This is a genomic window from Streptomyces sp. NPDC096323 (assembly GCF_040302845.1).
Classification (GTDB): domain Bacteria; phylum Actinomycetota; class Actinomycetes; order Streptomycetales; family Streptomycetaceae; genus Streptomyces.
This window is the reverse complement of record NZ_JBEOSI010000005.1, coordinates 456,720-480,358: the sequence shown is the minus strand read 5'-3', so window position 1 is coordinate 480,358 and position 23,639 is coordinate 456,720. Positions and strand designations below refer to the sequence as shown.

The 23,639-nt window shown below is 71.3% G+C and carries 23 protein-coding genes; 11 read left to right on the top strand and 12 right to left on the bottom strand.

What is annotated here, in order from left to right; all coding sequences use genetic code 11:
- Nucleotides 1-21: 21 nt before the first annotated feature.
- A complete protein-coding gene (locus ABTX18_RS17150; RefSeq protein WP_352123498.1) occupies nt 22-669 on the bottom strand; it encodes a TetR family transcriptional regulator in 648 nt (215 codons plus the stop codon).
- A 326-nt stretch (nt 670-995) separates the two neighbouring features.
- Here ABTX18_RS17150 and ABTX18_RS17145 point away from each other — a divergent pair, with 326 nt between their 5' ends.
- Nucleotides 996-1,796, top strand: a complete 801-nt coding sequence (locus ABTX18_RS17145; RefSeq protein WP_352123497.1) for a VOC family protein — start codon at nt 996-998, stop codon at nt 1,794-1,796.
- Nucleotides 1,797-1,975: 179 nt separating this feature from the next.
- A complete protein-coding gene (afsK, locus tag ABTX18_RS17140; RefSeq protein ID WP_352123614.1) occupies nt 1,976-4,351 on the top strand; it encodes a protein serine/threonine kinase AfsK in 2,376 nt (791 codons plus the stop codon).
- A gap of 153 nt (nt 4,352-4,504) precedes the next feature.
- On the opposite strand, the gene ABTX18_RS17135 is transcribed toward afsK, so the two are convergent.
- The gene (locus ABTX18_RS17135; protein ID WP_352123496.1) at nt 4,505-5,107 is read right to left on the bottom strand and encodes a hypothetical protein; all 603 of its coding nucleotides are present in this window, start codon (nt 5,105-5,107) and stop codon (nt 4,505-4,507) included.
- Between the two features lie 249 nt (nt 5,108-5,356).
- Here ABTX18_RS17135 and ABTX18_RS17130 point away from each other — a divergent pair, with 249 nt between their 5' ends.
- A complete protein-coding gene (locus tag ABTX18_RS17130; protein ID WP_352123495.1) occupies nt 5,357-5,917 on the top strand; it encodes a hypothetical protein in 561 nt (186 codons plus the stop codon).
- A 13-nt stretch (nt 5,918-5,930) separates the two neighbouring features.
- Here the strand turns inward: ABTX18_RS17130 and ABTX18_RS17125 are convergent, their stop codons facing one another.
- The 3 genes from ABTX18_RS17125 to ABTX18_RS17115 are packed head-to-tail and all read right to left on the bottom strand — an operon-like array spanning nt 5,931 to nt 8,319.
- Entirely contained in the window at nt 5,931-6,707 is a 777-nt protein-coding gene (locus tag ABTX18_RS17125) for an enoyl-CoA hydratase/isomerase family protein (protein ID WP_352123494.1), read from the bottom strand.
- A 6-nt stretch (nt 6,708-6,713) separates the two neighbouring features.
- Nucleotides 6,714-7,157: a Zn-ribbon domain-containing OB-fold protein gene (locus tag ABTX18_RS17120; RefSeq protein WP_352123493.1), complete on the bottom strand. Its 444-nt coding sequence runs from the start codon at nt 7,155-7,157 to the stop codon at nt 6,714-6,716.
- A gap of 13 nt (nt 7,158-7,170) precedes the next feature.
- The gene (locus ABTX18_RS17115; protein ID WP_352123492.1) at nt 7,171-8,319 is read right to left on the bottom strand and encodes a lipid-transfer protein; all 1,149 of its coding nucleotides are present in this window, start codon (nt 8,317-8,319) and stop codon (nt 7,171-7,173) included.
- 115 nt (nt 8,320-8,434) lie between these two features.
- Here ABTX18_RS17115 and ABTX18_RS17110 point away from each other — a divergent pair, with 115 nt between their 5' ends.
- Nucleotides 8,435-9,997, top strand: coding sequence for a FadD3 family acyl-CoA ligase (locus ABTX18_RS17110; RefSeq protein WP_352123491.1), 1,563 nt, complete (start codon nt 8,435-8,437; stop codon nt 9,995-9,997).
- Nucleotides 9,998-10,024: 27 nt separating this feature from the next.
- Here ABTX18_RS17110 and ABTX18_RS17105 read toward each other — a convergent pair whose 3' ends face one another.
- Both ABTX18_RS17105 and ABTX18_RS17100 read right to left on the bottom strand, forming a co-directional pair.
- The gene (locus tag ABTX18_RS17105) at nt 10,025-10,423 is read right to left on the bottom strand and encodes a type II toxin-antitoxin system VapC family toxin (protein WP_352123490.1); all 399 of its coding nucleotides are present in this window, start codon (nt 10,421-10,423) and stop codon (nt 10,025-10,027) included.
- The gene (locus ABTX18_RS17100; RefSeq protein WP_352123489.1) at nt 10,420-10,701 is read right to left on the bottom strand and encodes a hypothetical protein; all 282 of its coding nucleotides are present in this window, start codon (nt 10,699-10,701) and stop codon (nt 10,420-10,422) included. The genes ABTX18_RS17105 and ABTX18_RS17100 overlap by 4 nt, the downstream gene beginning before the upstream one ends.
- Nucleotides 10,702-10,871: 170 nt before the next feature.
- Here ABTX18_RS17100 and ABTX18_RS17095 point away from each other — a divergent pair, with 170 nt between their 5' ends.
- Together ABTX18_RS17095 and ABTX18_RS17090 are read left to right on the top strand one after the other, a co-directional pair.
- The gene (locus ABTX18_RS17095; RefSeq protein ID WP_352123488.1) at nt 10,872-11,147 is read left to right on the top strand and encodes a hypothetical protein; all 276 of its coding nucleotides are present in this window, start codon (nt 10,872-10,874) and stop codon (nt 11,145-11,147) included.
- On the top strand, nt 11,147-11,542 hold the full coding sequence (locus ABTX18_RS17090) for a hypothetical protein (protein WP_352123487.1): 396 nt from the start codon (nt 11,147-11,149) through the stop codon (nt 11,540-11,542). Before ABTX18_RS17095 ends, ABTX18_RS17090 begins: the two co-directional genes overlap by 1 nt.
- Before the next feature lie 55 nt (nt 11,543-11,597).
- Here the strand turns inward: ABTX18_RS17090 and ABTX18_RS17085 are convergent, their stop codons facing one another.
- The 3 genes from ABTX18_RS17085 to afsR form a co-directional block, all read right to left on the bottom strand.
- A complete protein-coding gene (locus ABTX18_RS17085; RefSeq protein ID WP_352123486.1) occupies nt 11,598-11,765 on the bottom strand; it encodes a hypothetical protein in 168 nt (55 codons plus the stop codon).
- A 197-nt stretch (nt 11,766-11,962) separates the two neighbouring features.
- Nucleotides 11,963-12,127, bottom strand: coding sequence for a hypothetical protein (locus ABTX18_RS17080; protein ID WP_352123485.1), 165 nt, complete (start codon nt 12,125-12,127; stop codon nt 11,963-11,965).
- A 206-nt stretch (nt 12,128-12,333) separates the two neighbouring features.
- Entirely contained in the window at nt 12,334-15,294 is a 2,961-nt protein-coding gene (gene afsR, locus ABTX18_RS17075) for an SARP-family global regulator AfsR (protein WP_352123484.1), read from the bottom strand.
- 233 nt (nt 15,295-15,527) lie between these two features.
- Here afsR and ABTX18_RS17070 point away from each other — a divergent pair, with 233 nt between their 5' ends.
- The gene (locus ABTX18_RS17070; RefSeq protein WP_352123483.1) at nt 15,528-16,748 is read left to right on the top strand and encodes an amidohydrolase family protein; all 1,221 of its coding nucleotides are present in this window, start codon (nt 15,528-15,530) and stop codon (nt 16,746-16,748) included.
- A 61-nt stretch (nt 16,749-16,809) separates the two neighbouring features.
- Here ABTX18_RS17070 and ABTX18_RS17065 read toward each other — a convergent pair whose 3' ends face one another.
- Nucleotides 16,810-17,637, bottom strand: coding sequence for a MerR family transcriptional regulator (locus ABTX18_RS17065; RefSeq protein WP_352123482.1), 828 nt, complete (start codon nt 17,635-17,637; stop codon nt 16,810-16,812).
- A 313-nt stretch (nt 17,638-17,950) separates the two neighbouring features.
- Nucleotides 17,951-18,154: a cold-shock protein gene (locus ABTX18_RS17060; protein ID WP_003967102.1), complete on the bottom strand. Its 204-nt coding sequence runs from the start codon at nt 18,152-18,154 to the stop codon at nt 17,951-17,953.
- A 388-nt stretch (nt 18,155-18,542) separates the two neighbouring features.
- On the opposite strand from ABTX18_RS17060, the gene ABTX18_RS17055 reads away from it, so the two are divergent.
- From ABTX18_RS17055 to ABTX18_RS17040, 4 genes are all read left to right on the top strand, one after another.
- Nucleotides 18,543-19,421, top strand: coding sequence for a menaquinone biosynthetic enzyme MqnA/MqnD family protein (locus tag ABTX18_RS17055; RefSeq protein WP_352123481.1), 879 nt, complete (start codon nt 18,543-18,545; stop codon nt 19,419-19,421).
- Nucleotides 19,422-19,807: 386 nt separating this feature from the next.
- Nucleotides 19,808-21,634: a serine/threonine-protein kinase gene (locus tag ABTX18_RS17050; protein ID WP_352123480.1), complete on the top strand. Its 1,827-nt coding sequence runs from the start codon at nt 19,808-19,810 to the stop codon at nt 21,632-21,634.
- A 151-nt stretch (nt 21,635-21,785) separates the two neighbouring features.
- Nucleotides 21,786-22,985, top strand: a complete 1,200-nt coding sequence (gene mqnC, locus ABTX18_RS17045; RefSeq protein ID WP_352123479.1) for a cyclic dehypoxanthinyl futalosine synthase — start codon at nt 21,786-21,788, stop codon at nt 22,983-22,985.
- 12 nt (nt 22,986-22,997) lie between these two features.
- Nucleotides 22,998-23,639 carry an imidazolonepropionase-like domain-containing protein gene (locus tag ABTX18_RS17040; protein ID WP_352123478.1) on the top strand — a complete coding sequence of 214 codons (642 nt, stop codon included), beginning with the start codon at nt 22,998-23,000 and terminating at the stop codon, nt 23,637-23,639.

Here is a 23,639-nt window from a genome sequence, read left to right as displayed (position 1 = left end):
TACGGGACTGCGGCGCGGGCGCTACTTCGTCGGCTTCTTGCCGGTGATGCCCAGGTGTACCAACAGGGCCAGATTCGGCTTGAGTTCGGCCTGCTTGACGCCCCAGGTGGTGAAGCCCTTCTGGTGCGAGGCGACGGCCGCCAGCATCGCGACGAGGGAGCCCGCCATCGCCGCGGGGCTGATGTCCTTGTCGACCTTGCCCTTGGCCTGGAGTTCCTTCACCGAGTCCGTAAGGGAGTTGGTGACGGAGTTCAGGATCTTCATGCGGATCTTGTAGAACCGCTTGTCGCCCTCGGCCGCGCCGAGGTCGACGACGCGCAGGATGGCGTCGTTGCGCCGCCAGAAGTCGAGGAATCCCTCGACGAGTTCTTCGGCTGTCTGCCAGCCCGACTTGCCGACCCAGGAGCGTCCGGCGACCAGTTCGGTCAGCCCGGCACCCTCCTTGGCCATCTCTTCGGCGATTTCGAGGACGGCGCCCTCGACGTCGGGGAAGTACTGGTAGAAGGTCGCGGGTGAAGTCCCCGCCTTCCGGGCGACGTCGATGACTTTGACGTCCCGGTACGGCGAGGAGCTGAGCATCTCGCTGAGGCAGTCGAGCAGCTTCTGCCGCGTCGCCTGTCCGCGTCGACCGGCCACGCGGCCGTCGACGGTGCGTACTTGTCCTGTCATGCCGTCAGCTTACCGACGGGTGATCGGAGCGCGATTCGGCCGACTGCAAATGGGGAGTGGGGCAGCGGCGGTGGGGGGAGTGGGCGGTTTTCGGGGGATGCGCCCCAGGGGCGGCCCACCGGTTCCCACAGCTTGATTAGTGTTATCAACAGCCTGTGGACAACTTCGGTGGATAACTTTCCGTGACGGGGGCGCGCGGTGGTGTGTGTATCGAAAATGCGTTCGCATCGGAGAGGCGGGGGCGCGGACGGACCGGGGCGCGGTTACGTTGGGTGTGACGAGCGTCACCACGGTTGAAGAGCACCACGACGGAAGGATCCGGGCCCATGGCCGCATTCGCGCAGTCCGCGCCGTGCTGGGTGGATGTGCAGCTTCCCGACCTCGAAGCGGGCAAGCGCTTCTACGGGGAGCTCTTCGGCTGGACCTTCCGGGCGGGTGAGGGGCCGTACGCCGACGCGCTCAGCGACGGCGCCCTCGTCGCCGCCCTCGCCGCCAAGCAGGACGGCCGGATGCCGACCGCCTGGGGCGTCTATTTCGCCACCGACGACATCACCGCATCCGTCGCCCGGATCCGCGAACACGGCGGCCAGGTGATCACCGACCCCGTCCGGGCCGGCCGCTCCGGGGTGCTCGCCCAGGCCGCCGACCCCGGCGGTGCGGTGTTCGGCCTCTGGCAGGCCGGTGAACGCAAGGGCTTCCAGAAGCAGAACGAGCCGGGATCCTTCTGCTGGACCGAGGTCTACACCCGGCAGAAGGACAAGGTCGACGCCTTCTACGAGGAGGTCTTCGGCTTCCGCTCCGCCGCGCTCGACGACACCGCAACCGGTGATCCCGGCACCGCGGAACCCGGCGTCGACTTCCGCATGTGGTCCCCGGCCGGCACCGAACCGGGCCCCGACACCGCGGTCGGCGGGCGCAGCGTCATCACGGACGCCTTCCCCGCCGAGATGCCCAGCTACTTCCTCAGCTACTTCGCCGTGGCGGACTGCGACGCGTCGGCCGAGACCGTCAAGCGGCTCGGCGGCCGGATCTCCGCGCCGCCCTTCGACATCCCCTACGGGCGGATGGCGGTCCTCCAGGACGACCAGGGTGCCGTGTTCGGCGTACTTCAGCCACCGGTGTCCTGATACGGCACGGAGTGGGACGGGACACCCGTATCCGCCCCCGGGTTCGCAACCGGCGCCCCGGCCAGGAACAATCGGGGTGCGCACCGCCGGGTGGTGCCCACTGATGAGACGCTGCACACGGCGGGTTTTTCGCGGACCTCTCCTCACAGAGGTCCGTACGGGGAGGTGGCAGGCAAGTGGTGGAGCAGCTGACGCAGCACGACCCGAGGCGGATCGGTCCTTTCGAGGTGCTGGGACGGCTCGGGGCCGGCGGCATGGGGCTGGTCTATCTCGCCCGGTCGGCGTCCGGCCGGCGCGTGGCGATCAAGACGGTCCGTACGGAACTGGCCGAGGACCAGCTGTTCCGGGTCCGCTTCACGCGTGAGGTGGAGGCCGCCCGCGCCGTCAGCGGTTTCTACACGGCCGCCGTGGTCGACGCCGACCCGCGGGCCGCGGTGCCGTGGCTCGCGACCGCCTACGTGCCCGCGCCCTCCCTCGAGGAGATAGTGAATGAGTGCGGGCCCATGCCGACCCAGGCCGTGCGCTGGCTGGCGGCGGGCATCGCGGAGGCCCTGCAGTCCATCCACGGGGCGAAGCTCGTCCACCGCGATATGAAGCCGTCCAACGTGCTCGTCGTCGAGGACGGCCCCCGGGTGATCGACTTCGGGATCGCGTCCGGGGTCTCCAACACCCGGCTCACCATGACGAACGTCGCCGTGGGCACGCCCGCGTACATGTCGCCCGAGCAGGCGCGGGACTCGCGCAGCGTCACCGGGGCCAGCGACATCTTCTCGCTCGGCTCGACCCTCGTCTTCGCCGCGACCGGCCACGCCCCCTTCCACGGGGCCAACCCGGTCGAGACGGTCTTCATGCTGCTGCGCGAGGGCCCCGACGTGAGCGGGCTGCCCGACGACCTGCGGCCGCTGATCGAGTCGTGCATGCAGATGGACGCGTCGCTGCGGCCCACCCCCGCCGAGCTGCAGGCCCAGCTCTCCCCGCACCTCTTCGCCTCCGGCAGCGACGACAGCGGCACGGCCTCGGCCTGGCTGCCCGCCGTCGCCACCGAGATGATCGAGAAGCGCCGCGGCGGCGGGCGTTCCGTCGCCGCCGCGCCGCCCGTCCCGCCCGCGCCCGTGGCGCCGCCCCCGCGGCAGCCGGAGGCCGACCGGGACCACGCACCGGCGGCCTGGCACAGCGGCGCCGGAGGGCACTCGCCCGCGCAGTCGCCCGACGGCGGTCCGGTGCGGCTGTCCGGCGCGCAGGTGCCGATCGGTCCCGGCCCGCGCGCCCAGGGCGGGCGCGCGCAGTCGGCCGCCGCCGAAGCCGGTCCGGCGACCGGCTGGGTGCGCCCGCCCGCCGGGGTGGCCGCGTCGGTCACCGCCCCGACCGCGCCCGTACCCGCTCCGGCGCACGCGCCCGAGGCCGCACCCGACGGGCCGGGGCGCTGGCGGCCCTGGCGGTTCCGGATGTCGAACGACGTGTGGGGGACCCCGGTCGTCGTCGGTGACCTCCTCTACGTCACCTCCTTCGAGGTGCACGCGCTGGACACCGGCAACGGGCGGCGCCAGTTCAAGACCCGTGACGTGGCGTGGGCGATGGCCGTGGACGGCGGCAGCATCCTCGCCTCCGACGGCCCCTCGCTCTACGCCCTGGACGCGGCGACCGGCGCGGAGCGGTGGCGGCTGCAGTCCGACGCGTGGGTGTACTCCCTGAAGGCCGAGCGCGGCACGATCGTCACCGGCACGCGGGGCGGCGGCGTCCAGGCGTGGGAGGCGTCCACGGGCGAGAGACTCTGGGAGATCCACGGCGCCCAGACGGACTTCGAGACGGCGGAGGCCGGACCGGCGCTCCACGACGGCACGGTCTACCTCTGGCAGGACGCCCGGCTGCGGGCCGTCGACGCCCGTACGGGCACCGAGCGCTGGTCCTACCCGGTCGGCGACGCCGCCTCCTGCGGCGGGGTGCCGGTCCGGGTGACCACGGCGCCGGACGGTTACGTGTACGTCGCGGCAGGGACCCGGGTCCTCGCCGTGGACATCGCCTCCGGCCGGGTGCGTTGGCACTTCGAGTCGCCCGCGGTCTTCCTCTCGCCGCCCGCCTTCGCCCCCGGCCCGGCCGTCACCGGCGGAGGGGTGTACCTCGCGGACTACCTCGGCACGGTGTACGCCCTCGACGCCTCGACGGGCAAGGACCGCTGGCGCATCGCCACGGAGTCCCGCCAGTCGATCGAGCCGGTGCTGGTGGTGGCGGGCAACGTGCACGTGGGCAGCGGCAGCGCGCTGTACACGCTGGACGCGGTCACGGGCACTCCGAAGTGGCGGTTCGCCGCGGGCGGCGAGGTGGTCGGCGCGCCGGTCGTCGCCGACGGCCGCGTCCACTTCGGCTCCGCGGACCACGTGCTGTACACGCTGGACGCGGCGGGCGGCCAGCTCCGCTGGAAGCTCGCGACGGGCGGCGAGATCACGGGCTCGCCGGTGGCACAGGGCGGGGTGGTCTACGCGTGCAGCAAGGACCGCTGCGTGTACGCGCTGGACGCCCTGAAGGGCACAGGCACGGGCACCCGCCCCCGCACGTAGGCCTCCGGCCCGGGCTGCCCGGCGCTTGGCTTGCCGCCCACCTTCAGCCCGTTGGGGGTCCCCCCGGACGAGGTCAGGGGGAGTTTGAGGACGGAACCGTGGCGGTGGTGGGCGGTGCACAGAGGGCCCGGGGGCCGATAGCCGCTTCCGTCCTCAAGGGCCGGACGGTCTTGAATTGCTCGGCCCGTCCGGAGGACCCACGTACGGGTCCACCTCCGGTTCCGGCCAAGGGCTCGTCTGGACCGACGGCCCGGGCTCCCGCGTAGGCGGCCACGTGTCCGGGTCCGCCGACCCGGGCGCCGCGTACGGCGCGTCGCGGCGGCGAACGCGGCGCCCCGCCCCGCCCCCGCGCCCCCGCATCAGCGCCGCCCCCAGCAGAAGCAGCACGCCACCGCCCACCGCGCCCGCCACCCCCACCCGCAGTCCCGAACCGTCGCCCGCGACCGTCAGGCTGCCGTCCGCCTGCCCCTGGCGCACCATCCACAGCACCGTGAACCCGAGCACCAGCACACCCGCCACCGCGACCATCGGCCGGAAACGGAGTACGACGCCCACGACCGCCAGGACCGCGGCGAAGAGAAAGGGCAGCAGGACCGAACCGAGCACGCCGGGGTGTGCCCCTGTGATGCCGGTGACGAGGTCGTCGATGCCGTAGTGCCGCCCGAGGCGGCCGTCGTACCAGTCACGGAAGGGGCTCAGCACGGCGGCCGCCGCTCCTAGGAGAGCGAGGACCGGGCCGAGGACGCTACGGATCATGTCCGACCTCCCGCGGGCGCGGGCGACGCGCACCGTCGGCCGACGACGCGGATCCCCACCGCTCTCGACTCGACGCTACGCCGGCACCATGACCCCCGCCACCAGGCAGATGATGACGAGACCGTGACAGGGCCATGACCGGGCCGCCGGACAGCGCCCGCCAAGCTGTGCGCTACGGTGTCGCGCGGCCGTCCGGCCGTCGGGCCGGAAGGCAGCACACACGACGAACAACCCAAGGGGGACGTAACGATGGTGCGGCAACACGTGAAACTCACCGTGGTCCTGGTCGCGGTAGTGCTCGCGCTCACCGGCTTCTCCACCTCCAGCAGCGGAGGCAAGGGCGGCAGCAAGAGCCGGAGCGGCAAGAGCAAGTCGAGCAGCGGTGGCGGCGGCGGGTGCTCCAGCTCCAAGAAGAGCAACGGCACCTACCACGACACCGACTCCGACAACGACTACGACGACTACAGCTCGTCGAGCAGCAGCTCCGGTTCCACGTACGGCACTCCGACCCCCACCGCCACCGCGACCGATGCCCCGCAGGCGTACGTCTTCCGCTGCGCGACCCCCCGCAAGGGCAAGCGCAAGGCCGTCACCACCTCCACCGTGCGGCTCACCGCCAACGCGGTCGGCAGCCACACCTACGAGGTCGACGTGACCTTCCTCGACGCGGTCGGCAACACCGTCGACACCGGTGAGGCCACCGTGGAGGCCGACGGCGGCGAGACGAAGACCGTCTCCGTCCGGATGGACAGCCCGCGCACGGTCTCCCGCGTGAAGAAGTGCACGGTCACGGCCGAGCTCAGCTACTGACCCGCGCCACCCGTCACCGCAGCCGGAATCCGCCACCCCCGCCCCGGCCCCCGAACAGCTCCGCCTGCTGCTCCGGCGGCAGGTTCCCGAGCGCGATCAGGTGCGGGGCGTGGGCGAAGGCCTGGGCCCGGGCAGCCTCCTTCGCGGACCAGAGCGCCCGCACCGTCCCCTGAACCGCCCCGGTCGGGTACGAGGCCATGACCGCAGCCGCCCGCAGCGCCGCCGCCACCGCGCCGCCGGGCGGCGTCACCTCGCTGACCAGCCCGGTCTCGTACGCACGACGGGCCGTGACCCGCTCCGCCGTTCCCATCAGGGCCATCCGGGCCACCTCGCCGAACGGCATCCGCTGCGCCATGGCGATCGCCTCATAGGCGCTGACCATGCCGTACGCGGTGTGCGGGTCGAAGAACGTCGCCTCGTCGGACGCGATGACGAACTCCGCCTCGCCCAGCAGATAGAACGCCCCGCCGCACGCCATCCCCTCCACGGCCGCGATCACCGGCTTCCACAGGTCGTTGGCCTTCGGCCCGATCGTGAGCAGCGGATCGTCGATCGTGTACGGGGACGAGGGCTGCGGGACGTCCACGCCCCGGTCGATCCCGGTGCAGAACGCCCGTCCTCCCGCCCCGGTGATCACGACGGCCCGCACCTCGTCGTCGTACCGCAACCCCCGCCAGGCGGCGGTCAGTTCGGCGGCCGTCGCGAGGTCGATCGCGTTGTGCTTCTCGGGCCGGTCCAGGGTGAGGAGCGCCACCCCGGTGTCCTTGTCCGTCTCCGTGCGCAGCGCCATCCGCGGTCACCGCTCCAGCAGCCAGCGGACGAGGGGCGGCGCGTCGGGGGAGACGGGGCAGAAGACCGCCTTCACCGCCGCCCCGATTCTCAGCCGCGCCGGGTCGACGGAGTTCAACGGTGCGCCGGGCCCGCTGACCACATTGCCGACCAGCCGGATCTCCGGGGCGTCGGCCAGCTCGACGATCACGGCGTTGTACGGGGCCTGGTCGGCGTACGCGGGCAGCAGTGGCGGATGCGGCAGCACGTACGACCAGATGCGGCCGCGCCCGCTCATCTCCCGCCACTCGCTCGCGAACGACTGGCAGTGCGGGCAGCACGGCCGGGGCGGGAAGCGGAGCCGGCCGCAGTCGGGGGCGGCGCACGCCTGGACGCGCAGTTCGCCGCGGGCCGCGTACTCCCAGAAGGGCGCGCCGTCCTCGTCGACGACGGGCAGCAGCAGTCCATCCATGTCTGTCAGCTCCTCAATTCCTCAGCAGGACGGCGGACGTGGGGACACCCTCGCCGGCGGTGACCAGGCAGGTCGAGGCGCCCGGCACCTGGGCGGTGGAGGTGCCGCGCAACTGCTTCACGCCCTCGTTGATGAGGTTGAAGCCGTGCACGTACCCCTCGCTGAGCCCGCCGCCGCCGGTGTTGAGCGGCAGCCGCCCACCGCTCTCCAGCGCCCCGCCCTCGGTGAACGCGGCGCCCTCGCCCCGTCCGCAGAATCCGTACCCCTCCAGGGAGAGCGGGATGAGCGGCGTGAACGCGTCGTAGATCTGGGCCACATCGACGTCTTCCGGGACGAAGTCGGCCTGCTTCCACAGCTGTCGGGCCGCCGTCCAGGCGGGTCCGGTGAGCGGGTCGTCGTTCCAGTAGTTGACCATCCCGTGGTGCTGGGCGGGCAGGCCCTGGGCGGCGGAGTGGAGGTAGACGGGCTTCTGCCGGCAGTCGCGGGCCCGTTCGGCGGAGACGATGACGCAGGCCAGCGCCCCGTCCGTCTCCAGGCAGTTGTCGAAGAGGCAGAGCGGTTCGCTGATCCAGCGCGAGGTCATGTACATCTCGCGGGTCAGCGGCCGTTCGTACATCACCGCGGCCGGGTTCTGGTTGGCGCGGTTGCGGCAGGCGAGCGCGACGTTGAAGAGGTGATCGCGGGTCGCGCCGTACTCGTGCATGTACCGCCGGGCCAGCATCCCGATCTCGTCGGCGGGCCGCAGCAGTCCGTACGGGCGCGTCCACTGGGCGGGGGTGGGCAGCTGCACGGCGGTGTTCTTCCAGGGCCGCGGCCCGGAACCCCGCTTCCGCGACCGCCAGGCGACACCGACGCTCGCCTGACCGGTGGCGATGGCTGCCGCCAGGTGCGCGAGCGTCGCGCAGGAGCCGCCGCCCCCGTACCCCACCTTGCTGAAGAAGGTGACGTCACCGGCCCCGATCGCCTTGGCGATCTCGACCTCGTCGGTCTCCTCCATCGTGTACGAGGCGAACGCGTCCACCTCCGACGCGACGATGCCCGCGTCGTCGAGCGCCGCGAGGATGGCCCGGCAGGCCAGGGTCTTCTCGGAATCGGGCAGGTGCTTCGCGAACTGTGTCTGCCCGATCCCGGCTATCGCCGCCTTGTCCTTGAGCGTCGCCACCCGCCACCTCCGAGGCCGTCATGACTGCTGACAGCGCAGCAGGCTACAGCTAATCTGACGGATAGTCAGCTACGGAGCGGCTGCGGCCGTTTCCGGTTCGACGGGAGGGTACGAGATGCGCGGCGACGAGGAATGGTCCACCGTCCCGGACCTGGTACGGGCGGCGGCCGGACGGTACGGCAACCGGGAGGCGGTGGTCGAGGGCCGCACCAGGATCACGTACACGGAACTCGGCGAACGCGTGGAGCGGGCCGCCGCCGCGTGCATGGCCTCGGGCGTCGAGCAGGGCGACCGGGTCGCGGTCTGGGCGCCCAACACCCTCGACTGGATCGTCTCCGCACTGGGAGCGGTGACCGCGGGCGCGGTCCTCGTCCCGCTCAACACCCGCTTCAAGGGCGCGGAGGCGGCGTACGTCCTGGAGCGGAGCCGCGCGAAGCTGCTCTTCGTCACGGGCACCTTCCTCGGTACGTCGTACGTGGCGTCCCTGCGCCGGTCCGAGGCCGAACTCCCGCACCTGCAACGGATCGTGGTGCTAGCCGACTCCGCGCCCGACGCCGACGACTACGTCACCTGGAAGGACTTCCTGGCCTCGGGTGAGCGGATATCCGCGGAGCAGGTACGGGCACGGGCCGAGGCCGTCCCGGCTTCGTCCCCCTCCGACATCATCTACACCTCGGGCACCACGGGCCGGCCGAAGGGCGCCGTCATCAGCCACGCCCAGACGCTGCGCTGCTACGCGATATGGAGCGAACTGGCGGGTCTGCGCGAGGGCGACCGCTATCTGATCGTGAACCCGTTCTTCCACACCTTCGGCTACAAGGCGGGCATCATCGCGTGCCTGATGCGGGGCGCGACGATGATCCCGCAGCCGGTCTTCAACGTGGACACGGTCCTCGCCAACATCGCCGCCGAACGCATCTCGGTCCTCCCCGGCCCGCCCACCCTCCACCAGTCCCTCCTGGACCACCCCGCCCGCGCGTCCCACGACCTGTCGGCCCTGCGCCTGGTGGTGACGGGAGCCGCGGTGGTCCCGCTCCAGCTGGTCGAACGCCTCCGCACCGAACTGAACATCGCCACGGTTCTGACCGCGTACGGCCTCTCCGAGGCGAGCGGCATCGTCACCATGTGCCGACGGGGCGACCCGGCGGAGGTGATCGCCGCCACCTCGGGCCGGGCGATCCCCTGCACGGAGGTCCGCGTACTGGCCCCGCCCGGCAGCCCCGGCGAGATCCTGGTCCGCGGCTTCAATGTCATGAGCGGCTACTTCGAGGACCCGGAGACGACGGCCGCCACGATCACCGCGGACGGCTGGCTGCACACCGGTGACGTGGGCGTCCTCGACGAGGACGGGAACCTGCGGATCACGGACCGGATCAAGGACATGTTCATCGTCGGCGGCTTCAACGCCTACCCCGCGGAGATCGAACAGCTCCTGGGCCTGCACCCGGACGTGGCCGACGTCGCGGTGATCGGTGTCTCCGACCCCCGCCTCGGCGAGGTCGGCAAGGCGTACGCGGTGCGCCGGCCGGGCGCGACGGTGACGGCGGACGACCTGATCGCGTGGTCGCGGCGGGAGATGGCGAACTACAAGGTGCCGAGGGCGGTGGAGTTCGTCAGCGAGCTCCCGCGCAACGCGAGCGGCAAGGTGGTGAAGGGGGAGCTGCGGGGGCGGGGGTAGGGATGCGGGTTGGTAACGCTTGGCCGGTCAGACCTTCTCCGCCACCACGCGGGGATGATCTGCGGTGAGTATCCCGAGGTCCTCCACGTCGGAGGTCAGAATCGTGACCCGACCCGGGCGTGCCAGCGCGGTCGCGCAAAGCATTGCGTCGATGGCGTACTTGTGACCGTGCAGCCCGGCGTTCTGGAGCAGTGCTGCGGCGGAGTTTGCGATGGAGTGGCTGAGTGGTTCGACCCGCAGGCGGGAGAGTGTCCAGTCGAGTGCGGCGCGGTTGATTCGTGGGTGGATCACCTCGACAAGGACGACAGCCGAGGTGATGACGGGAATATCCGCTTCGCGTGCCGCCTCCAGCCACTCCTGGACTACCCGGCCGCGTAGAACCGCTTGCGCCAGTCCTTCGCTGTCGAGGACCAGGGTCCCGCTCACGCGGCTGTACCCGACTCGGGTGTGCTGTTGCCCGTGAGCCGGGTTCGTTTGTCGCTCACCGCACGAGGATCGGCCGGTCCGTTGATCTTCTCGAAGTCGGCGAGGAGCTCATTGAGGTTGTCGCGTTCGATCTGGCGCTGTGCGGCCATTTCCAAATAGGCGGAGACGCCACGCTTGCCAACCCGCTCGCGGATCGCCTGGAGCGTTCCGGCGGTGAGGGTGACGGAGATCCCGCTGCTGGGCCCGTCGCCGAGTGGGAAGCCGGAGCTCTCATTCATGGAGTAACTATAGCATTGGAAATGCTATAGTTACTGTGCGTAATCTGACGAGTGGGCCAGGGCGGCCGGCGGCAGGTAGTGATGGTTGTACGTCAATGGCCGCGGGGTGCTGTCACCTCATGGGGTGAAGCTGCTGGCGGGCCCCTTTCGGCCTCGGTATGGTGATGGGTATGGCAACCAAGAAGTACACCGTCACCCTGCCGGAGGAGCTTGCGGAGGAGATCCGGAGCGAGGTGGGCCCCGGGGCGTTCAGTGCGTATGTCACCCGCGCCATAGAGCGTCAGCGCGAGCACGACCGGCTGGGGGAGCTGGTGGAGCGGCTGGAGGGCGAGTACGGCCCGGTGACGGATGCCGATCTGGCGGCGGCCGAGGCCGAGCGGCGTGAGATCGAGCGGTGGTTCGAGGAACAGGAAGCGGGCGCGGCGCCGGACCGGAAGGCGGCCTGATGTCGGACCTCTCGTACGTACTGGACTGCGAGGGGCTCTCCCGTGCCGCACTCGGAGATCCTGCGATGAAGGCCATCCTCAAGGACGCCCACCGTTCGGGCATTCGTGTGGTGACCAGCGCGATGACCTTGGTCGAGGCTTACCACAGCAAGATCAGAAAGCCGGTCTGGGACTGGGCGATGTCGGGCGTCGTGGTCGAGCACGTCACCCAGAATGTCGCCGACGAGGCGATTCGCTTGCTCAGGTCCACCGGCCTTCACGGCCACAAGTACGCCATCGACGCGGCGCTCGCGGTGATCGCCGGGCGGCAGCGGGGGCGAGTGGTCGTCTTCACCTCGGACGAGGACGACATGGGGAAGCTGTGCGGGGCTGGGGTTCAGGTCCGGGGGTTGTAGGGGTACGGCAGTGGGGCCCGAGCCGGGTGGCTCGGGCCCCACTGCGAGGTCCCGCTCAGGTTGCGTGCATGTCCTGGGTCGTCACCGAGGTTGCGTGCATGTCCTGCGTGGTGACAGGAGTTTCCCCGGTCGCGTGCATGTCCGCCAATGCAGGCGACGCGCCGCCGATGCCGAGGGCCACGGCGAACGCAGCGGCGACGAGCGTCTTCTTCGTGCGGGTCATTCCAACTCCTGTGATGGGAGCGAGTTTCCGGACGCGAAGTGACGCTAGTGACAGGGGGGCGATGGCGGAACCCCTCTGGCGGGAAACAGCTGAACGTTGGCGCGATCGCCTCAACAGGCCCGGGACATGCAGCGGCCGCGACGGCTCCCCCTCCGCGCCGCCGCGGCCGCTCCCCCGTACCCCGTCGAATTGCAGCTCTAGATGGCCGGCTTGAACGGCTCCGACGTGGCGTGCTGGTCGAGAGTGGTGACCTCTTCGCCCGTCGCGTGCTGGTCCTGCGTCGTCACCGGGGTCTCCGGCTCGCCGGTGGCGTGCTGGTCAGCCGGCTTGAGGATCGGGTCCTGCTTCTTGGCGTCGGCCATGATTGTCAGCTCTCCTTCTCTGCGTGCACTGCGCGCTGGGTGGACGAGGCCCGTCCGGCTGTTCCCCCGTGGACTGCCGGACGGGCCTCTCGGGCCGCTCACATTAATGGTGCGGCCGCTGTCGCCCCCGTCTGCCCCCCGACGCGACGGATCGACAGGTACGACAATGGCGGGTGGCGATAAACGAACGATGAACGCGCCGTTCTTCAGGTTGCCGTGGCAGGAGCCAGCAAAGTCCGGACGACTTGCGCCTCCTGGGAGCCGAGTTCTTGGTAGATGCCGAGGGCCTCATGCCAGCAGACCTGGGCGCGCCCGGTCTGCCCGATGCCGTCAAGCGCCCGTCCCAGCGCGGTCAGTACATTTCCCCGTCGCCACTCTCCACCGATTCCCCGCAGGACTGTGAGCGCCAGCTCTGAATACTGGGCCGCCTGAGCGAAGTGACCTGCGGCGAGATCGACTTCGGCCAGGCGGAACAGCGTCATGCCTTCCCACAGCCGCTGTCGGCTGTCGCGGAACACTGTCAGGGCCTCGTTCAACTGGTCCGTGGCAGCGGAAAGGTTCATGTTCTGTGTCAGAGCGAGCCCGAGGGCGTAGCGCCCGTTGGCGCCGCGTAGTGCGTGGCCCAGGGAGTCGTAGATCTCGATGCCCGACCGGGCGAGCGTGATTGCGCTCGCGGTGCGGCCGGTGGCCAGATGGATGCGCGAGAGGTTGCACAAGGCGCTCGCCTCACCGGGGCGGTTTCCGTCGCTCCGGAACGCCTCGATGGCCTGCGTCAGGAACGCCTCGCCATCGGCATGGCGGTTCTGGTAGAGCGCGATGATGCCCCTGGCGTTGGCAGCCCAGCAGACGGGCAGCAGATCCTCGACCGTGTTCGCCAGTCGCATGGCCTCTTCAGCCTCGCGGTCAGCGTGGTCGAAGCGCCCCGCGAGTTGGTGCACGTTGGCGAGGGACATGACAGCGCGGCCCTCGGCCCGTGGATCGCCGCAGTCATGGGAAGCCTCTCGCACCGCAAGGGCGGCAGCTTCGTACTGCTTGGAGTTCGCCCCTGATTCGCCCAGATCGAGAGCAGCGTAGAGAAGGTCGACGGCTCGACGCAGCGTGGCAGGGGGCGATGCCTGGCAGACGCACGCGAGCAGGTTGGTGGCCTCCGCGTACAGCCAGTCCAGGGCGGCATGCCTGTTGGCGAACGACAACCCCGCATGCTCCGTCGGCTCCAGGTGATCCACCAACCGGTCCCCCGGCCGCTCCAGCGCGTACACCCCCGCAGCCGTCGCCAGATAGAAGTCCAGCAGCCGCGACAACGCCGACTCCCGCTCCTCCGGAGCCTCCTCGTCCCGCTCCGCGCACGAACGCGCGTAGAGGCGCACCAGGTCGTGGTAGCGGTAGCGGCCCGGCGCCGCCGACTCCACGAGGGACGTGTCGACCAGGGCCTCCAGGAGGTCCTCCGCCGTGTGGGTCTCCAGGTCGAGGAGGGCCGCCGCGGCTGCCAGGGAGATGTCCGGGCCGTCCGCGAGGCCCAGGAGGCGGAAGGCGCGGGCCTGGGCCGGTTCCAGCTGGCCGTAGCCGAGTTCGAACGTGGCCTTCACCGCGAGGTCGCCCGCCTGGAGCTCGTCCAGCCGGCGGCGTTCGTCCGCGAGTTTCGCGGCCAGGACCGAGACCGTCCAGGTGCGGCGGGCCGCCAGGCGGGAGGCGGCGATGCGGATGGCGAGGGGGAGGAAGCCGCAGGCGGCCACCACGTCGAGGGCCGCCTCGCGCTCGGAGTTGATGCGCTCCTGGCCCACGATCCGGGTGAAGAGCTGGAGCGCCTCCTCGGGCGACATCACGTCCAGGTCGACCAGGTGCGCGCCCGCCAGGTCGACCATCCGGACCCGGCTGGTGACCAGCGCCGCGCAGCCCGCCGTGCCCGGGAGCAGGGGGCGGATCTGGGCCGCGTCGTGGGCGTTGTCCAGGAGGACCAGGATGCGGCGGCCGTCGAGGGTGGAGCGGTAGAGCGCGGCGCGCTCGTCCAGGGAGTCGGGGATCGCCGAGTCCGCCGTGCCCAGGGCGCGCAGGAACGCGCCGAGGACCGTCTCCGGCTCGGCGGCGCGGGCGCCCGCGCCCTGAAGGTCGACGTAGAGCTGGCCGTCCGGGAAGTGCCGGCGGGCCTGGTGCGCGACGTGCACGGCGAGGGTCGTCTTGCCGACGCCGCCGATGCCGGCGAGTGCGGAGACGGCCATGACGGACCCCTCGGCCGTGGCGAGGCGGTCGCCCAGTTCGCGGACGAAGGCGGCACGGCCCGTGAAGTCGGGGACGGTGGCGGGGAGCTGGGCGGGGCGGACCGGAGCCGCGGCGGGCGCGGGCTCGTCGGCCGGGCGGGCCAGTTCCTCGTCCGCCCGCAGGATCCGCTGCTGGAGCGCGGAGAGTTCGGGGCGCGGGTCGACGCCCAGCTCCTCCGAGAGCAGCCGCCGCGTGTCGGCGTACACGGCCAGCGCCTCGGCCTGGCGGCCGCTGCGGTACAGGGCCACCATCAGGAGCTCGCGCAGCCGTTCGCGCAGCGGGTGCGCGGCGGTGAGGGCGGTCAGTTCGGAGACCGCCTCCGCGTGGCAGCCGACCTCCAGGTCCAGGTCGAGACGGGTCTCGGTGAGCTGGAGCCGCCACTCCTCCAGCCGGTTGCGCTGGTAGTCCGCGTACGGGCCGGGCACCGAGGCCAGCGCCTCGCCGTCCCAGAGGGCCAGCGCCTCGTTCAGCAGGGTCCGGGCGCGGCCGCGGTCGCCGGATGCCCGGGCCTTCTCCGCTTCGGCCGCCCGGTCCTGAGCCACGCTCAGATCGAGCGCCTCGGGCCCGATCCGCATCGCGTACCCGCCGGAATCGCTCGCCAGGGTGAGCGGGCCCAGGGTCTTTCGGAGCCGGGAGGCGTACGTGCGCACAGCCGCCAGCGCCTGGGAGGGCGGGTCCTCGCCCCAGATGGCGTCGATGAGTTCGGCGGCGGTGGCGGTGCGCCCACCGCGGAGCAGCAGAGCGGTCAGCAGGGCACGCTGCTGGGGCGAGCCGGACGGCAGCGTCTCGCCGCCCCGCCGGGCCCGTACCGGACCGAGCACACAGAAGTGCAGACCGGTGTCCTCCACCGGCCCCTGCTCCGGGGAGCGTTGTTCCGGAACACGTACGCGCGGCCCGTCGTCACGGCCCATTGGTTCCTCCCGTCCTGCTCGATGCGCTGCCCGGCACGGTCGCACATGTCCGGATTCCGTGTGGGCCATCCGGATTGCTCCATACCGTTGGTATCGCCGTCAACAGTCTGCCTTGTGAAGGGCGGCCTCGTCAGCAGTGGGTGACTCTCTGCACAAGCCCTCGACAACGATTGTGGAACGGGGCCCCTCGCAGAGAGCTGACGGTTCGTCAGATCAGCGCTACGGTGGCATACATGGAGACCTTCCCGAAGATCATCTCGGTGGACGACCACACGGTGGAGCCCGCTCATGTCTGGCGGGACCGGCTCCCGTCCAGGTACGCGGACTCCGGACCGCGCATCGTCCGCGCGCCGCTCAAGGAAATGACCTTCATGGGCGGCAGATTCGCGCCCGTGATGGGGGCCAAGGGGGACGACGGGCCGATCGGCGACTGGTGGGTGTACGAGGACCTGCACCGCCCGCTCACCCGGCTCGACACCGCCGTCGGCTACGACCGGGACGAGATCAAGCTCGAAGTCATCACGTACGAGCAGATGCGCCCCGGCTCGTTCTCGGTGCCCGAGCGGCTCGCCGACATGGACGTCAACCACGTCCAGTCCGCCCTCTGCTTCCCGACGTTCCCCCGCTTCTGCGGACAGACGTTCACCGAGGCGAAGGACCGCGAACTCGGGCTGCTCGCCGTGCGCGCATACAACGACTGGATGGTCGAGGAGTGGTGCGGGCCCGACGCGCACGGCCGGCTCATCCCGCTCACCCTCGTCCCGCTCTGGGACGCGCGACTGGCCGCCGACGAGGTGCGGCGCAACGCCGCGCGCGGGGTGCGGGCCGTGGCGTTCTCCGAGATACCGCCCCACCTCGGACTGCCGTCCATCCACACGGACGAGTGGGACCCGTTCCTGCGGGCCTGCGACGAGACGGGGACGGTGATCGCCATGCACATCGGCTCGTCCTCGAAGATGCCGTCCACCTCCGCCGACGCCCCGCCGGCCGTCGGCTCCACCATCACCTTCGCCAACTGCTGCTTCTCGATGGTCGACTGGCTGATGAGCGGCAAGTTCGAACGCTTCCCGAACCTGCGGATCATGTACGCGGAGGGCCAGATCGGCTGGATCCCCTACATCCTGGAACGCGCCGACGTCGTCTGGGAGGAGAACCGCGCCTGGGGCGGGGTGGCCGACAAGGTCCACCGGCCGCCGTCGGAGCTGTTCACCGAGCATGTGTACGGCTGCTTCTTCGACGACGCCTTCGGGCTGAAGAACCTGGACGCGATCGGGGTGGGGAACGTCCTGTACGAGACGGACTACCCGCACTCCGACTCGACCTGGCCCAGGTCCCGCGAGGTCGGCGAGGCCCAGATGGGACACCTGGACGCGGACGTCGTGGACCGCATCGTGCGCCGTAACGCGATCGATCTGCTCGGGCTCACGGCCGACGGGCTGTGGGCGGGGGCGTGAACGGGGAGGGGGCCGGGGGTGCTCCGTATACGAGCCGCCCCGGCCCCTCCCCGGTCGGCCGTCAGGCCCGGGTCACCGGTTCCTGGAGCTCCGTCACCCACTTGTCCCGGTCGTCGGGGCACTCCAGATTGACCTCACGCGCGTATCCCGCCGACCGGTAGCCGCCCGCGTCGATGCCCCGGGCCAGGGCCTGGGCCGTCGGCAGGATGCCGTCCATCGAGCCCCGGTGGACGATGGTCGCCGCCTCGAACGGGGGCAGCTCGACCACCGTGACCCCGGTGTCACCCACCGGCCCCACTGGGGCGGAGACCGTCACCCCGGCGTGGACGACGATCGCGCCGCCGCCTTCCGGGGCGTCCTCGTACCGTGCGATGCCGGGGCCGGTCGGGGTGATCCCCGCCTCGCCCAGCAGGGGGAAAAGCCGCTCGTACAGCGGGCCGATCACCGGGGTGATGTCCTGCGGGTCGTACCCCGCAGCCACTGCGGTCAGCTCCGCGACCCGTACCGCCGGAACGCTCTTGATCACGACATCGTCAACGGACATGTGTCCCTCGCTCTCGATCGACCGGAGCCTCGCCTCGACCTGGGCCATGCGCGCCGCCGCCGCGGCCATGGAAGCCTCCAGCTCCGCCCGCCGCAGCCGCAGCATTCCGCGCAGCTCCTCCGGACCCACCTCCTCGTCCAGGACGGCCCGCACCTGCTGGAGCGTGAAGCCGAGGTCCTTGAGGGCGATGATCCGGTTGAGCCGGGCGAGCTGGGCGGCGCCGTAGTAGCGGTAGCCGGTGGCCGGGTCGGTGCGGTCGGGGGGCAGCAGTCCTGTCGCGTCGTAGTGACGCAGCATGCGGGCCGACACCCGTCCGTACCTGGCGAAGTCTCCGATGGTGAACATGATGTCTCCGAGTGCACGGCCTGACACGGTGTGAAGGTCAAGCGTCCTGCGAACGCCCGTACAAAAGGCAGGAGCCCTCTCCCCCGCCGGGGCGGGGGAGAGGGCTCCTTGGGTACTGCTATACCGGCCGCGATCGGCCGACCCGGGCAACCCCGGGCCTCTCGTTCGGATCATGCCGGGCTCGCGTGCCCCGGTGCCGCACCTCGCCGCGTTGTCGTCGGTCGCCATGGCTCCGCCATGACTCCCTCCTCCGCCTTGCGATGCACGGCACCGGACCCCGCTCCCTGATCCGGCCTGATCCGAACGAAAGACCCTAGGCCGGGGTGACGTTCTCAGCCTGCGGACCCTTGGGTCCCTGAGTGACGTCGAAGTTCACGACCTGGTTCTCCTCGAGGGAGCGGAACCCGGACGCGTTGATCGCGGAGTAGTGGACGAAGACATCCGGGCCGCCGCCGTCCTGGGCGATGAAGCCGAAGCCCTTTTCAGCGTTGAACCACTTGACGGTTCCGGTAGCCATAAGCCCTCCTTGGGCCAAAGGGTTGCCCTGCTCCAGAACCTGCAAAGAAGTCTGAAAACTACAAAAGCCTGCGGGTTACATGCTCCGCAGGCTCTGTACTGCAAGGGAAACCAAACTGCAACTTGGCGACGAGCCTAGCACGCAGCATGTGAGGAAGGGTAGAGGGAAAGATCACTCCACCTGGATGTTTGACAGCCCTGCACAGGGGTGCTCCGCATCGGCCATCCGGGTGACTCCCGGACCTCTCCCGAGTGACCTTCGGCGACCCTTCCGAGGGGCGCAGGAGGGGGCCCTTCCGCGGCCTTTCCGGTGGACCGGAAGAGGGGCCGGCGCTACGGCGCGCGCCCCCGGTGAGGCCGTCCGCCCGGCGCGGGTCTAGCCTCGCGATGTGGACAATTCAACCGTCTCAACCGTCGCAGGCGACGACCGTCGCAGCCGGCCGCGCGTCGGCCACATCCAGTTCCTCAACTGCCTGCCCCTCTACTGGGGGCTCGCACGGACCGGAACCCTGCTCGACCTGGAGCTCTCGAAGGACACCCCGGAGAAGCTCAGCGAGCAGTTGATCAGAGGCGATCTGGACATCGGCCCCGTCACCCTCGTGGAGTACCTGCGCAACGCCGACGACCTGGTCGCCTTCCCGGACATCGCCGTCGGGTGCGACGGGCCCGTCATGTCGTGCGTGATCGTGTCGCAGCGCCCCCTGGAGGACCTCGACCGGGCCCGGGTGGCCCTCGGTTCGACCTCCCGCACCTCCGTACGGCTGGCGCAGCTGCTGCTCTCCGAGCGGTTCGGCGTCACCCCCGACTACTACACCTGCCCGCCGGACCTCGGCCTGATGATGCAGGAGGCGGACGCCGCCGTCCTCATCGGTGACGCCGCGCTGCGCGCCAACCTGCACGACGCCCCCCGGCTGGGGCTCCAGGTCCACGACCTGGGCGCCATGTGGAAGGAGTGGACGGGGCTGCCGTTCGTCTTCGCGGTCTGGGCCGCGCGCAAGGACTACCTGGCGGCCGAGCCCCTCGCGGTCAAGAAGGTGCACGAGGCGTTCCTGGCCTCGCGGGACCTGTCCCTGGAGGAGGTCACCAAGGTCGCGGAGCAGGCCGCGCGCTGGGAGGCCTTCGACGCGGAGGTCCTGGAGCGCTACTTCACGACCCTCGACTTCCGCTTCGGACCCGCACAGCTCGCCGGGGTCACGGAGTTCGCCCGCCGGACCGGTCCGACCACGGGATTCCCGGCCGACGTGAAGGTCGAGCTGCTCGGCGGCTGACGTTCCACGGCTCTCCCGCCGGGTGCGCTACGGCCGTCCCCGGCGGGAATGCCCGGCCATTCCCGCGACTCCGGCCGTTCCCTTGTACGCGGCCGCGCCCAGGTGGCCCGAGCAGGGGTGGCCCGTGCAGATGTACGGATATCGATTCGGGTGAATTCGCGCGGAATGGCCGTTGGGCGAGAGGTCCGGGAGTACGCCCCCCGACCCCTCCCGTAATCGCCCCGCAATCACCCGGGGAACGGCACATTCACGCCTTTTGTTGGGGCGAATGACGTCGTTCGTTCCCTTGGGGTCGAAATCGGCGGATGGTTTCCCCTGCGACCCGATGACCTTCGCCCATAGGCTTCGGTCGGAGGTCCGGCCAGGTCCACAAGGGGAGTCCGTATATGCAGCCGCTCGAAGCCGGCGAACCGCTGAGCATCGGTGCCTACCGGCTGCTCGGCCGACTCGGGGCGGGCGGCATGGGCCGCGTGTACCTGGGCCGCAGCGCGGGCGGCCGGACCGTCGCGGTCAAGGTCGTCCACCCGCACTTCGCGCTCGACGAGCAGTTCCGGGCCCGGTTCCGGCGCGAGGTGGAGGCGGCGCGGCGGATCGGCGGGCAGTGGACCGCCCCCGTCCTGGACGCCGACCCGGACGCCCCCGTTCCGTGGGTCGCCCACGGCTACGTGGCCGGGCCGCCGCTCTCCGCCGCGGTCACCGAACACGGCCCGCTGCCCGAGCAGGCGGTACGCACCCTGGGCGCCGGTCTCGCCGAGGCCCTGGCCGCGGTCCACGGACAGGGCCTGATCCACCGGGACGTGAAGCCGTCCAACGTGCTGCTCGCCCTCGACGGCCCCCGGCTGATCGACTTCGGCATCGCCCGGGCCATCGACGCCACCGCCTCGCTCACCTCCACCGGCGTCTCCGTCGGCTCACCCGGCTACATGGCGCCCGAGCAGATCCGCGGCCAGGACATCTCCGGCGCGGCCGACATCTTCTCGCTGGGCGCGGTGCTGGCCTACGCGGCGACCGGGTCCGCGCCCTTCCTCGGCGACTCCTCCGCCGTACTCCTCTACAAGGTGGTGCACGAGGAGCCCGAACTGGGCGAGCTGGAGGGCGGCCTGCGCGACATCGTCGCCTCCTGCCTCGCGAAGGACCCGGCCGGCCGGCCCACCCCCGCCGAGCTCGCCCGTCAGCTGGCGCCCGACGGTGCGTCGGCCGCGGTGGCGGTGGGGTGGCTGCCCGGTCCGCTGGTGCGCGAGGTCAGCGCCTCGGCGGTCGCCCTGCTTGACCTGGAACCGCAGGAGGCGCCGGTGCAGTCGGGGCCGGTGCCCTTCACCAACGCCTCGTTCGGTGCGGGCGGTGCGGGTGGGGCGGGCGGTGCCGGTGGGGAGGGCGGTTCCGGTGGGCCCGGTGGGGCGTTCAACCCAGGCGACGCGGGTGGCCCGGGCGGCCCCGGCGCCCCAGGCGTTGCGGGCGGGTCCCTCGGCGTCTTCGGTCCGCCGGTCGAGCCGCCGCCGGCCGCCGGACCGACCTCGCCGCCGCGGGAGCCCTTCGGCGGGACGGACGGGGTGCCCGGGCAGCGCACCCCCGATCCCCGGTTCGGCCTGACCATGAGCGCCGGTTCCGGGCCGGGCGAGCAGCGGGGGCGCAGGCTCAGCTGCACCGTCGCCCTCGCGGTGGCCGGTGCGCTCGCAGCGGTCACCGTGGGCAGCGCGTTCCTCTTCGACCTGATGCCGGGAGGGGGTGACGCCGACAGCGCCGGGCACGGAACCGCGGACCCGTCGGCCACGTCCCCGGGCGCCACCTCGTCCGGCAGGCCGCCGGCGTCCGCCACCGGCTCGCCGGGCCGGATCGCCGAGCTCCCCACGGCCTTCGTCGGCACCTGGCGGGGGCCGCTCACCGAGAAGACGACCGGAGCCCCGCACGGCACGCTCACCGCGGTGTTCGAGAAGGGGAAGAAGGGCGACGACGTCGTCCACATGATGACCACCATCACGGGCCTCGGCGTGGAACTCAGCTGCTACAGCGTCGCCACCCTCACCTCCGGCACCGACAAGGAGCTGAAGCTGCGGGAACGCGCCGACCCCGACCGCCCCAGCGCCGTGGGCGTGTGCACCACCACGACCGCCGACGTCCACTTCACGCGCACCGGCGACGGCGGCCTGCGGTTCCGGTCCGACGAGCGCGGCGCCGGACTCCCGTACGGAACGCTGACCCGGTCCGGCGGCTGACCCGTAAGGGCCGGGCACACCCGTACGGCACAACCGTGCAGCAACCCCGTGCAGCACACCGGCCCGGTCCGCCCGCTGACCCGTGCGGGCGCTGGCGTACGCTGAACCGGTCCGTAGATCCGTTGAAAAACCGCCGAAAGGTGACAGCCCGGTGACCGAGAAGGCCGACCTCCAGCCCATCCTCGACCGAGCCGCCGAAGGCGGCCGGATCACTCCGGCGGAGGCCCTCGACCTCTACCGGTCGGCGCCCCTGCACGCCCTGGGCGCGGCCGCCGACGCCGCGCGCCGGCGGCGGTACGCCGGTACGGAGCACATCGCGACGTACATCATCGAGCGCAACATCAACTACACGAACGTCTGCGTCACCGCCTGCAAGTTCTGCGCGTTCTACGCCGCGCCCAAGGACACCGCCAAGGGCTGGTCCCGCGACCTCGACGACATCCTGCGCCGCTGCGCGGAGACGGTCGAACTCGGCGGCACGCAGATCATGTTCCAGGGCGGACACCACCCCGACTACGGCGTGGAGTACTACGAGGAGCACTTCGCCGCGATCAAGAAGGCGTTCCCGCAGCTGGTCATCCACTCGCTCGGCGCCTCAGAGATCGAGCACATGGCGCGGATCTCCAAGGTCTCCGCCGAGGAGGCCATCAGCCGCATCCACGCCGCCGGTCTCGACTCCTTCGCCGGCGCGGGCGCCGAGCTGCTCCCGGCCCGGCCGCGCACCGCGATCGCCCCGCTCAAGGAGTCCGGCGAGCGCTGGCTGGAGATCATGGAGATCGCCCACGGCCTCGGTGTCGAGTCCACCTCCACCATGCTGATGGGCACCGGCGAGACGAACGCCGAGCGCATCGAGCACCTGAGCATGATCCGTGATGTGCAGGACCGCACCGGTGGCTTCCGCGCCTTCATCCCGTACACGTACCAGCCGGAGAACAACAAGCTGAAGGGGCAGACGCAGGCCACGCTCTTCGAGTACCTGCGGATGATCGCCATCGCCCGGCTCTTCCTGGACAACGTCGCCCACATCCAGGGCTCCTGGCTCACCACCGGGAAGGAGGTCGGCCAGCTGTCGCTGCACTACGGCGCGGACGACCTCGGCTCGATCATGCTGGAGGAGAACGTCGTCTCCTCCGCCGGTGCCAAGCACCGCTCCAACCGCCTGGAGATCATCGACCTGATCCGCAAGGCGGACCGGGTTCCCGCCCAGCGCGCCACCACCTACGAGCACCTGGTCGTCCACGACGACCCGGCGAACGACCCGGTCGACGCGCGCGTCGTCTCGCACATCTCGTCCACCGCGATCGAGGGCGGCACGGCCCATCCCGAGCTCAAGCTCCTCAACGCCAACTAGGGCCTTGAAGCCTTGCTGACGATTCACGCCGCCGCCCTGCTCCTGCCGGGCGGCGGCCGTGCACCCGTGCCCGGCGGGGCGGTCGCCGTGCAGGACGCGGTGATCGCGGACTTCGGACCGTACGGGGAACTGGCCGCCGCCCACCCCGCCGCCCGCATCCGGCGCTGGCCCGGCGTCCTGACCCCGGGGCTTCTGCAGTGGGACGCGGTCCGGCTGCTGGAGGAGTCCTACTTCCCCGATCCGCGCGAGGCGGACACCCTGGGCACGGCGCCGCTGACCGGCGAGGCGCTCGACGCGCTCGGGCCCGACGACACCTGGCGGGCCGGAAGCGTGCGGCGCGGGCTGCACCGGATGCTCCGTCACGGGACGACCGCGGTGGCGGCGGGCCCCACCGCACCACCCGCACTGATCACGGCCATGCGCAGGTCCGGGCTGCTGGTCGTACCCGGATCCGCGCGTGCCGGGGAGCCGGTGCTCGATCCGCTGGCAGGGGCCGCGGCGGTGGACACCGCGATCGCGGCGCCGCTCACGGCCGGGGGACGGGCCGACCTCGCCGCCTTCGACGCGCCGGACGAGGCCGCGCTGCTCGCGGCGGGCGGGGCAAGCTGCGTGGCGACGGTGGCGGCCGGGCGCCTGGTGTACCGGGGCCGGTAA

Bases quoted from the DNA above. Each gene is read 5' to 3' on its own strand.
- ABTX18_RS17110 (WP_352123491.1), top strand. From the start codon at position 8,435: ATGCGCGGCGACGAGGAATGGTCCACCGTCCCGGACCTGGTACGGGCG.
- ABTX18_RS17145 (WP_352123497.1), top strand. From the start codon at position 996: ATGGCCGCATTCGCGCAGTCCGCGCCGTGCTGGGTGGATGTGCAGCTT.
- ABTX18_RS17150 (WP_352123498.1), bottom strand. From the start codon at position 669: ATGACAGGACAAGTACGCACCGTCGACGGCCGCGTGGCCGGTCGACGC.
- ABTX18_RS17095 (WP_352123488.1), top strand. From the start codon at position 10,872: ATGGCAACCAAGAAGTACACCGTCACCCTGCCGGAGGAGCTTGCGGAG.
- afsR (WP_352123484.1), bottom strand. From the start codon at position 15,294: ATGGGCCGTGACGACGGGCCGCGCGTACGTGTTCCGGAACAACGCTCC.
- ABTX18_RS17135 (WP_352123496.1), bottom strand. From the start codon at position 5,107: ATGATCCGTAGCGTCCTCGGCCCGGTCCTCGCTCTCCTAGGAGCGGCG.
- ABTX18_RS17120 (WP_352123493.1), bottom strand. From the start codon at position 7,157: ATGGATGGACTGCTGCTGCCCGTCGTCGACGAGGACGGCGCGCCCTTC.
- ABTX18_RS17130 (WP_352123495.1), top strand. From the start codon at position 5,357: ATGGTGCGGCAACACGTGAAACTCACCGTGGTCCTGGTCGCGGTAGTG.
- ABTX18_RS17080 (WP_352123485.1), bottom strand. From the start codon at position 12,127: ATGGCCGACGCCAAGAAGCAGGACCCGATCCTCAAGCCGGCTGACCAG.
- ABTX18_RS17100 (WP_352123489.1), bottom strand. From the start codon at position 10,701: ATGAATGAGAGCTCCGGCTTCCCACTCGGCGACGGGCCCAGCAGCGGG.
- ABTX18_RS17060 (WP_003967102.1), bottom strand. From the start codon at position 18,154: ATGGCTACCGGAACCGTCAAGTGGTTCAACGCTGAAAAGGGCTTCGGC.
- ABTX18_RS17085 (WP_352123486.1), bottom strand. From the start codon at position 11,765: ATGACCCGCACGAAGAAGACGCTCGTCGCCGCTGCGTTCGCCGTGGCC.
- ABTX18_RS17125 (WP_352123494.1), bottom strand. From the start codon at position 6,707: ATGGCGCTGCGCACGGAGACGGACAAGGACACCGGGGTGGCGCTCCTC.
- ABTX18_RS17070 (WP_352123483.1), top strand. From the start codon at position 15,528: ATGGAGACCTTCCCGAAGATCATCTCGGTGGACGACCACACGGTGGAG.
- ABTX18_RS17050 (WP_352123480.1), top strand. From the start codon at position 19,808: ATGCAGCCGCTCGAAGCCGGCGAACCGCTGAGCATCGGTGCCTACCGG.
- ABTX18_RS17065 (WP_352123482.1), bottom strand. From the start codon at position 17,637: ATGTTCACCATCGGAGACTTCGCCAGGTACGGACGGGTGTCGGCCCGC.
- ABTX18_RS17090 (WP_352123487.1), top strand. From the start codon at position 11,147: ATGTCGGACCTCTCGTACGTACTGGACTGCGAGGGGCTCTCCCGTGCC.